This window comes from Marinobacter sp. OP 3.4 (assembly GCF_036224885.1).
Lineage (GTDB): Bacteria > Pseudomonadota > Gammaproteobacteria > Pseudomonadales > Oleiphilaceae > Marinobacter.
Map to the genome: position 1 here is coordinate 1 of NZ_JAVVLT010000036.1, position 9488 is coordinate 9488.

Below are 9488 nucleotides of genomic sequence, written 5' to 3' on the forward strand. Positions count from 1 at the left end.
GAGGCGGCCCGACGGGCCGCCAGCGAACCGGGTACGGCGGCGATCGCCGGTGACATGGCCGCCGAACTCTACGGACTGGACATCCTGGCCGGCAAGATCGAGGACCGGCCGGACAATACCACCCGGTTCCTGATTGTCGGTCGTGAGGCGGTCGGCGCGAGCGGGCAGGACAAGACGTCGATCCTGGTCTCCATGCGGAACCGCCCCGGCGCCCTGTACCAGTTACTGGAGCCGTTCCATCGGGCCGGCATCAGCCTGACCCGCATCGAGACCCGGCCATCACCCAGCGGCACCTGGGCCTATGTGTTCTACATTGATTTTGAAGGCCATATGGACGACGCCACCATCAGTAAGCTGCTGGAGGACCTGGAAGAGGACGCGGTTGAACTCAAGCGACTGGGGTCCTACCCCGCCGGTGTGCTCTAGCATCACGCAGTAGGTCAGCGAATGAACCGCATGGGACACTGGCCCACCCGGCATCGCTGGCCAGTTGCCTTATAACAGGGAACCCTGGCACGGAAACCCGGAGGATTTGGACATGTCGATCGACTATCAGTCACTGGCGGTGGAAGGCGTACAGGGCCTGACCCCCTATCAGCCAGGCAAACCCATCGAGGAACTGGCCCGTGAATACGGCCTGGAGCCTGACAGTATCGTCAAGCTGGCCAGCAACGAGAACCCGCTGGGCCCCAGTCCGCTGGCGCTGGAGGCGGCGCGGGAGGCCCTGGAGGAGATGTGCCGCTACCCGGATGGCAACGCCTTCGGTCTCAAGCAGGCGTTGTCACGATACCTGGAAGTGGCACCCAGCCAACTTACTCTGGGCAATGGCTCCAACGACGTCCTGGAAGTGATTGCCCGCTGCTTTGCCGCTCCCGGCACCGAGGTGATCTACTCCCAGCATGCGTTTGCCGTCTATCCCCTGGTGACCATGGCCATTGGCGCCAGGGGAGTGGAAGTGCCGGCCAGGAACTGGGGCCATGACCTGGAGGCCATGGCCGACGCGGCTACCGACCAGACCCGGCTGATCTTTGTGGCCAATCCCAACAACCCCACCGGTACCGTCGAGGGCGAAAAAGCCATCAGGGCTTTCCTGGAGCGGGTGCCCCGCCGGGTCCTGGTGGTACTGGATGAAGCCTACTGTGAATACCTGGCCGGAGATGACGACGATGCGGATGGCATCGGCCTGCTGCGGGAATACCCCAACCTGATTGTTACCCGCACCTTCTCCAAGGCGTGGGGGCTGGCGGCCCTGCGGGTGGGCTATGCGGTGTCGTCACCCTCGATTGCCGACATCCTCAACCGGGTGCGTCAGCCTTTCAATGTGGACACGGTGGCCCAGGCGGCGGCAACAGCGGTCCTGGGCGATCTGGAGTACCTGGAGCGTTCCCGGGAGGTCAACCGCAGGGGGCTGGCCCAGCTTGAGGCGGGCTTCTCGGAGCTGGGGCTGGACTGGATCCCGTCCGCCGGTAACTTTATTGCCGTGGACGTGGGCGACAATGCCCAGGATGTGTTTGAAGGGCTGTTACAGCAGGGCATCATCGTGCGACCGGTGGCCGGTTATGGCATGCCCCGCCACCTCCGGGTCACCGTTGGTCTCCCGGAGGAGAACAAACGTTTCCTGGATGCCCTGAAATGGACGCTGGGCAGGCGGGGAGCCTGATGTGACGGAACCTCGGGCGCAAGGGCCGCTATTTGAACGTATGGCCGTTATCGGCCTCGGGCTGATTGGTGGCTCGCTGGCCCGGGCCGCCAGGCAGTCCGGCCTGGTGGGCGCCGTGGTTGCCGCCGACCGTAGCGATGACGAGCTCGCCCTGGGGGTGGAGCTGGGTGTTATCGACGGTCACGGTTCCGTGGCGGAGGTGGTTGCGGGGGCTGACCTGGTGGTGGTTGCCGTGCCGGTTCGTGCCACCCGGGATGTGCTGGCGGCCATTCAGCCCCACCTCTCGCCGGAGGCGGTACTGACCGATGTGGGCAGTACCAAGGGCAGCTTCGTGGCGGCGGTCCATGAGATCTTCGGGGGCTGGTCCCCCAGGATAATTCCCGGCCATCCCATTGCTGGTTCTGAAAAAAATGGGGTCAGCGCGGCGCGGGAGGATCTGTTCAGCGACCACAAGGTCATCCTGACGCCGCCGGCAGACGCGGCGCCGGACGCCCTCGACCGGCTCACGCGCTTGTGGCAGGGCTGTGGCGCCACGGTGCTGACCATGGACGTGGCCCGTCACGATGAAGTGCTGGCGGCCACCAGCCATCTGCCCCATCTTATTGCGTTCTCGCTGGTGGACACCCTGGCCGGTGAGGACCAGAACATGGAGATCTTCCGCTACGCGGCGGGGGGCTTTCGGGATTTTACCCGCATTGCAGCCAGCGATCCGGTCATGTGGCACGACATCTTCCTGTCCAACCGGGACGCCGTGCTCAGGGTGATCGATCACTTCAACGAGGACCTGGCGCAGTTGCGTCAGGCCATAGAAGACCAGGATGGCGCCGCGCTGCTGCGGGTTTTCAGTCGTGCCAGGGCGGCACGTAACCATTTTTCCAAGATGCTTTCAGGACAGGCCTACGTGACAGATATGAGTCAGAAACCGGTCAGGTTCCGGCTGCAGCCGGGTGGTAGTGTTAACGGGGACATCCGGGTACCGGGCGACAAGTCCATTTCCCATCGTTCCATCATGCTGGGGGCCCTGGCGGATGGTATCACCGAGGTGGACGGGTTCCTGGAGGGGGAGGACAGTCTGGCCACCTTGCAGGCCTTCCGGGACATGGGGGTCACCATCGAGGGGCCCGATCATGGCCATGTGCGTATCCATGGGGTGGGCATGAATGGCCTGGAGGCGCCCCGGGGGCCCCTGTACCTGGGCAACTCCGGTACCGCCATGCGGCTGTTCACCGGCCTGCTGGCGGCCCAGCCGTTCGACTCCGAACTGACCGGCGATGCCAGCCTGTCCCGCCGCCCCATGGACCGGGTGGCCGAGCCGTTGCGGGCCATGGGAGCCGTCATCGATACCGCGGAGGGCGGGCGGCCGCCGTTGAAGATCCGGGGCGGGCAGAAGCTCGCCGGTATCCACTATGACATGCCGGTGGCCAGTGCCCAGGTGAAATCCTGCCTGCTGCTGGCGGGGCTCTATGCCGATGGCATGACGTCCGTACACGAGCCGGCGCCAACCCGGGACCATACCGAACGCATGCTGGAAGGCTTTGGCTACCACGTCCACCGGGACGCCGCCACGTCCAGCGTGGTGGGTGGTGGAAACCTGAGCGCCGGCCATATCGATGTGCCGGCGGATATCTCCTCCGCTGCTTTCTTCCTGGTGGCCGCGAGTATCGCCGGGGATTCCGACCTGACCCTGCGCCATGTGGGCATGAACCCGACCCGCACCGGCGTGCTCAATATCCTGAAGCTGATGGGTGCCGATATCACCGTCTCCAACGAGCGTGAGATTGGTGGCGAGCCGGTCGCGGACCTGCGGGTGCGCAGCGCCACCCTGCGGGGCATCGATATCCCGGAGGATCAGGTGCCCCTGGCCATTGACGAGTTCCCGGTACTCTTTATCGCCGCTGCCTGTGCCGAGGGCCGTACCGTGCTCCGTGGGGCTGAGGAGTTGCGGGTCAAGGAGAGCGATCGCATCCAGGTGATGGCGGATGGCCTGAAGGCGGTGGGAGTGGCCACCACGGTGACCCCGGACGGCATCATTATCGACGGTGGCCAGACCATTGTCGGCGGTCAGGTGGACAGTCATGGCGACCACCGCATTGCCATGTCCTTCGCCGTGGCGTCCCTGCGGGCCAGTGGCGAGATCCTGGTGAACGACTGTGCCAACGTGGCGACCTCCTTTCCGGGGTTCGAGGCCCTGGCCCGTGAGACCGGCATCCGCATCGACGCCGAGGAGGGAAGGTAATGCAGTCCGTGTCCGACAATACCGTACCCGTAGTGACCGTGGATGGTCCCGGTGGCTCCGGCAAGGGCACCGTCACCCAGATGCTGGCCCGTCAGCTGGGGTGGCACCTGCTGGACAGTGGGGCCCTGTATCGACTGACGGCGCTGGCGGCCCGGCGTCAGGGCGTGGCATTCGATGACGAGGCAGCGCTGGTCAATGTGGCGGCCGGTCTTGATGTGACCTTCGAGCCCACGCCGGAGGGCGAGCCGGTCCGGGTGATCCTCGGTGGCGAGGACGTGACCCGGGAGATCCGCACCGAGCAAACCGGCGACGACGCCTCCCGTGTTGCCGTGATCCAGGCGGTGCGGGACGCCCTCCTGCAGCGCCAGCGGGACTTCCGGAAGGCACCGGGGCTGGTGGCCGATGGCCGCGACATGGGCACGGTGGTTTTTCCCGAGGCGCCGGTGAAGGTTTTCCTCACCGCCAGTGCCGAGGAAAGGGCCCAACGGCGCTATCTTCAGTTGAAGGAGGCCGGTGCGGATGTTAGTATTGACCACCTTTTAGACGAGATCCGGGCTCGCGATGAACGTGACATGAACCGTTCCGCAGCCCCGCTTAAGCCTGCAGAAGATGCGCAAGTCATTGACTCTACGGGTTTAAGTATCGAAGAGGTGCTGTCAAAGGTCATGGCCCTTGTGGGTCAGGCCTGACTGCACCCTTTTGCTATTTCTGTTGTATTTTTGAGCAGTTTTACAGCGGAGATGGCGGGTAAAGGATCCGGTGGCGGTGTGAATGCCAGCCCCTTGCCACTGCCGGATATTGCTAACAGACCGTGCTGCTGGCGGCGCGGAAGAAACTTGCGTTGATCACATAGGACACATAATGAGCGAGAGCTTTGCTGATCTTTTCGAAGAAAGCCTGAAAGAAATTGACATGCAACCGGGTTCCATCGTCCAGGGAACCGTGGTGGATATCGACAACGACTGGGTCACCGTTAACGCCGGACTGAAGTCCGAAGGCGTTATCCCCGCCTCCCAGTTCCTGAATGAAAAAGGCGAGTTGGAAATTGCTGTCGGCGACGTTGTCGATGTAGCTCTCGATGCGGTTGAAGACGGTTTCGGTGAAACCCGTCTGTCCCGCGAAAAGGCCAAGCGCGCCGAAGCATGGAAGGTACTGGAAAAGTCCTTCGAGGCGGAAGAAGTTGTGAAGGGCATGATCAATGGCAAGGTCAAGGGTGGTTTCACCGTCGACCTGTCCGGCATCCGTGCCTTCCTGCCGGGCTCCCTGGTAGACGTTCGTCCGGTCCGCGACACCGCGCACCTGGAGAACAAGGAACTGGAATTCAAGGTTATCAAGCTGGACCAGAAGCGTAACAACGTGGTGGTTTCCCGCCGCGCCGTTCTGGAAGCTGAAAACAGCGCCGAGCGCGAAGCCCTGCTGGAAACCCTGACCGAGGGCATGACCCTGCAGGGTATCGTCAAGAACCTGACCGACTACGGCGCGTTCGTTGACCTGGGTGGCGTTGACGGCCTGCTGCACATCACCGACATGGCCTGGAAGCGCATCAAGCATCCGAGCGAGATCGTGAACGTGGGTGACGAGATCACCATCAAGGTCCTGAAGTTCGACCGCGAGCGCAACCGGGTTTCCCTGGGTCTGAAGCAGCTGGGCGAAGACCCATGGGTTAATATCAAGGATCGCTATCCGGAAGGTGTCAAGGTTACCGCCCGGGTCACCAACCTGACCGACTACGGCTGCTTCGCCGAGCTGGAAGAGGGTGTGGAAGGTCTGGTTCATGTGTCCGAAATGGACTGGACCAACAAGAACATCCATCCGTCCAAGGTGGTTCAGGTCGGTGACGAAGTGGAAGTCATGATCCTGGACATCGACGAAGAGCGTCGTCGTATCTCCCTGGGCATCAAACAGTGCGTGCCGAACCCCTGGGAAGAGTTCTCCGCGAACTACAACAAGGGCGACAAGGTATCCGGCAAGATCAAGTCCATCACGGACTTCGGTATCTTCATCGGTCTGGATGGCGGCATCGATGGTCTGGTTCACCTGTCCGACATCAGCTGGAACGAGACTGGCGAAGAAGCCGTTCGCGAGTACAAGAAGGGTGACGAGGTTGAAACCGTTATCCTGTCTGTTGATCCCGAGCGTGAGCGTATCTCCCTGGGCATCAAGCAGCTGGAAAGCGATCCGTTTGCCGAGTTCGTACAGCTGAACGACAAGGGCTCCATCGTACGTGGCACCGTATCCGCAGTTGACGCCAAGGCGGCCACCATCGCCCTGAACGACGAGGTTGAAGCGGTACTGAAAGCCTCCGAAATCAGCCGTGACAAGGTGGAAGACGCCCGCAACGCGCTGAAGGAAGGCGAAGAGGTTGAAGCGAAGATCATCAGCATCGATCGCAAGAACCGCGTCATCAACCTGTCCGTGAAGTCCAAGGACGTTGAAGACGACAAGCAGGCTCTGGAAGGCGTACGCGCCAAGGCTGCTGAAACGTCTGGTGCGACCACCATCGGTGATCTCATCAAGGAGCAGATGCAGCAGCAAAACGCCAACAAAGAGTGATTCAATCCTCTTGAAGGCAAAAAAACGGGCTCTAAGAGCCCGTTTTTTTTGTCTTTTTTTCAGCATTAGCTAAACTAGCAGTGTCTTTGCCTGTTACCCAGGTCATTGGTTGGGTTAGCTGGAATCTGGCTGGTCGGGATGGGTTGAGACTTGAGAAGCTGACTCCAGGGGTGTGCAGGGTATGGATCGCAGCGGTGCGGGTTGCTCTACCACGCGGACTCCTGAGGCTTCGTAATAAAAATGAAAAGGGATGGGCCTCATGACAAAGTCTGAACTGGTCGAACTGATTGCCTCGAAACAGACTCAGCTGTCTGTGAAGGATGTGGAACTGGCTGTTAAAACGGTCATCGAGCACATGTCTCAGTCACTGGCCGATGGGCAGCGGATAGAGATCCGTGGATTCGGCAGTTTCTCCCTCCATTATCGGGCGGCCAGGACCGGTCGTAATCCGAAAACCGGAGAAGCGGTACAGTTGCCGGCGAAATACGTTCCGCATTTCAAGCCGGGCAAGGAGCTGCGTGAGCAGGTCAATGACAGTATGAAGAAGGGCTACTGAACCGGTCTCCGCATTCTGGTGTTAGCCACCCGAACCCTGAATTCGGGTACAATTGGCGTGGTTCATCGTGAATTCCCAATTCCTGGAGCAGGGGTGCTATGGCAGGGTTTCAGAAGATAATTCTCCTTCTGGTCGTGATACTGGTCGCCATTGCGGTGCTGGTATTCTCCATGAACAACCAGATGGCGGTCTCCCTCAACTTCCTGTTTTTTGAAACCCAGCCCCATGGCGTTGCGGTCTGGGTCATCCTGGGATTCACCTTCGGCATTCTTCTGGGCGTGGTATTGACCCTTCTGGCGACTGTTCGTGTATCGGTCTCCCGGCGCCAGCTACGCAAGCGTCTGGACAAGGCGGAGCGGGCCCTGGAACAAAGCAGAACCCCTGACGACCGGGCGCTCTAAATGGATATGTTTTTTCAGTGGCTGCTGCTGACGGCTGCCGTCGCTGCGGGCTGGTTTATCGGACGCTACTTCCGTTCCGACCAGAGGGCTGCCACGAAACTCTCGGACGAGTCATCCGTCCGTGAGCGCCTGCAGTTCCTGTTCACCAACTACTCCGACCAGGCCGTCGAAAACTTCGTTCAGTCCCTGGCGGTCAACAAGGACACCGTTGGCCTGCACCTGTCCATTGGTGCCCATTTCCGCAACAAGGGTGAAACCGACCGGGCCATCCTGATCCACCAGAACCTGCTGGCCCGCCCGGAGCTACCCGCCCATTTCTCGCCCCAGGTAACCTTCGAACTGGCCCGGGACTACCTGGCGGCCGGCCTGCTGGACCGGGCCGAGGCGCTGTTCCACCAGTTGATGGATGACCGGGGCTATGGCGAACGTGCCGCCGGCCAGCTTATCGAGCTGTACCAGCAGGAGCGTGAGTGGGGCAAGGCGGCGCAGGTGGCGCGCACCCTGATGAAGGGCGCCCTGAACCCGAAACTGGCACGACAGTTGGCCTACATTACCTGTGAGTTGGCGGATGAGTGCCTCCACAAGGACGACCGCTGGGGCGCCCAGAAGCTGGCCAGGGAAGCCCTGTCCATCGACCCCGATTGCGTCCGCGCCAGCTTCATCCTCTCCACCCTGCAGGGGCGTCAGGGCAACTACCGGGAAGCGGCCAATGCCAGCCTGAAGGTGTTTGAGCAGAACCCCGAGTTCGGTCCGGAGGCCATCGATCGTTTCATGAAGCTGGAACGCTCCCATGGCAACGTGGGTGGCAACGTCAAGCGTCTGCGCAAGCTCTATGAACAGCATCATGGCACCAGTCTTTTGCTGGCGCTGGCGGAAGCGGTGGAACGCTCGTCGGGCCGTCAGGCGGCCATCGACCTGCTGCGCAGCGAACTGGAGTCCCGGCCCAGTGTGCGAGGCCTCCTTCGGCTGGTGGAGCTTGCGGGCTACGAGCGAGGCCTGGCCACCGGGGAAGGTCGACTGGTAAGCCGTATCGGCCAGTTGATCCTGACCAACCGCCCCGTCTACCGTTGCGTTAACTGCGGCTTTTCCGGCCAGCAGCTCCACTGGCTCTGCCCGAGTTGCAAGGAGTGGGAGACGGTGCGCCCGATTCAGGGTGTGGAGGCAGAGTAGGGCGTTTTCTGCCATAATCCCCGCCCGAACACCTCCGGCACATCGGAGCTTCCCACCGTTCGGACACAGGAGCCTGCCCATGACCGATGCCCTCGGCCCCCGTATTGTTGTTGCCCTCGATTTCCCTTCTGAAGCACCGGCCCTGGCGCTGGTGGATACCCTGGACCCGGCTCTGTGCCGTCTGAAGGTGGGCAAGGAGCTGTTTACCCGCTGTGGTCCGGATCTGGTACGAAAGCTACACGACCGGGGTTTTGAGGTGTTCCTGGACCTGAAATTCCACGATATTCCCAATACTACCTCGGCGGCGGTTGCCGCGGCGGCTGAGTTGGGTGTATGGATGGTGAATGTCCATGCCTCCGGTGGCGAGAAGATGATGGTGGCCTGCCGGGAGCGCCTGGAGCCTTTCGGTGTGGATCGTCCGCTGCTGATTGCGGTGACGGTGCTGACCAGCATGGGCGCTGACGATCTGGCGGGTATCGGTATTACTGGCTCACCAGCGGATCAGGTAAACAGGCTGGCAACGTTGACCCGTAACTGTGGTCTGGATGGGGTGGTGTGTTCGGCCCAGGAGGCGCCGGTTCTGAAACGGGAGCAGGGCGCTGGGTTCAGGCTGGTTACTCCGGGTATTCGGCCTGCCACGGCCGATCACGGGGATCAGCAGCGGGTTATGACGCCTTCTGCCGCTATTTCTGCTGGCAGCGACTATCTGGTTGTTGGTCGGCCTGTTACACAGGCTTCTGATCCTTTGGCTTCTTTGAAGGCTATTGTTTCTGAGATTTCTTGATCCTCGCTGACAGTTTGATTGGCCTTGTAGCCTTCTGGTTTTGTGCCAGGAGTGCCAGGTCGATAACGTTTTTCGGGACACGCCGTGAATACATCCCTGTAGGCTCTTCAAAAACGTCCCTGTTTTTG

Annotated in this window: 9 protein-coding genes; all 9 read left to right on the plus strand. The window is 61.4% G+C overall.

The features are described from left to right. Window positions 1-426 (plus strand): prephenate dehydratase (locus RO069_RS07220; RefSeq protein ID WP_328186345.1); only part of this gene is annotated, 426 nt, incomplete at its 5' end. 112 nt (window positions 427-538) lie between these two features. Further along, entirely contained in the window at window positions 539-1660 is a 1122-nt protein-coding gene (gene hisC / locus RO069_RS07225; protein WP_328186346.1) for a histidinol-phosphate transaminase, read from the plus strand. Between the two features lie 40 nt (window positions 1661-1700). Continuing rightward, a complete protein-coding gene (locus tag RO069_RS07230) occupies window positions 1701-3896 on the plus strand; it encodes a bifunctional prephenate dehydrogenase/3-phosphoshikimate 1-carboxyvinyltransferase (RefSeq protein WP_328186357.1) in 2196 nt (731 codons plus the stop codon). Beyond that, complete coding sequence (gene cmk / locus RO069_RS07235) at window positions 3896-4585, plus strand: (d)CMP kinase (RefSeq protein WP_328186348.1); 690 nt, start codon at window positions 3896-3898, stop codon at window positions 4583-4585. Before RO069_RS07230 ends, cmk begins: the two co-directional genes overlap by 1 nt. A 172-nt stretch (window positions 4586-4757) precedes the next feature. After that, window positions 4758-6449: a 30S ribosomal protein S1 gene (gene rpsA / locus RO069_RS07240; protein ID WP_328186350.1), complete on the plus strand. Its 1692-nt coding sequence runs from the start codon at window positions 4758-4760 to the stop codon at window positions 6447-6449. A 259-nt stretch (window positions 6450-6708) separates the two neighbouring features. Beyond that, the gene (locus tag RO069_RS07245) at window positions 6709-7005 is read left to right on the plus strand and encodes an integration host factor subunit beta (protein WP_248231122.1); all 297 of its coding nucleotides are present in this window, start codon (window positions 6709-6711) and stop codon (window positions 7003-7005) included. Between the two features lie 98 nt (window positions 7006-7103). Beyond that, entirely contained in the window at window positions 7104-7406 is a 303-nt protein-coding gene (locus RO069_RS07250; protein WP_328186352.1) for a LapA family protein, read from the plus strand. Then, the gene (lapB, locus tag RO069_RS07255) at window positions 7407-8576 is read left to right on the plus strand and encodes a lipopolysaccharide assembly protein LapB (RefSeq protein ID WP_328186353.1); all 1170 of its coding nucleotides are present in this window, start codon (window positions 7407-7409) and stop codon (window positions 8574-8576) included. It abuts the gene before it with no gap. Between the two features lie 79 nt (window positions 8577-8655). Then, window positions 8656-9360: an orotidine-5'-phosphate decarboxylase gene (gene pyrF, locus RO069_RS07260; RefSeq protein WP_328186355.1), complete on the plus strand. Its 705-nt coding sequence runs from the start codon at window positions 8656-8658 to the stop codon at window positions 9358-9360. Window positions 9361-9488: the final 128 nt, after the last annotated feature.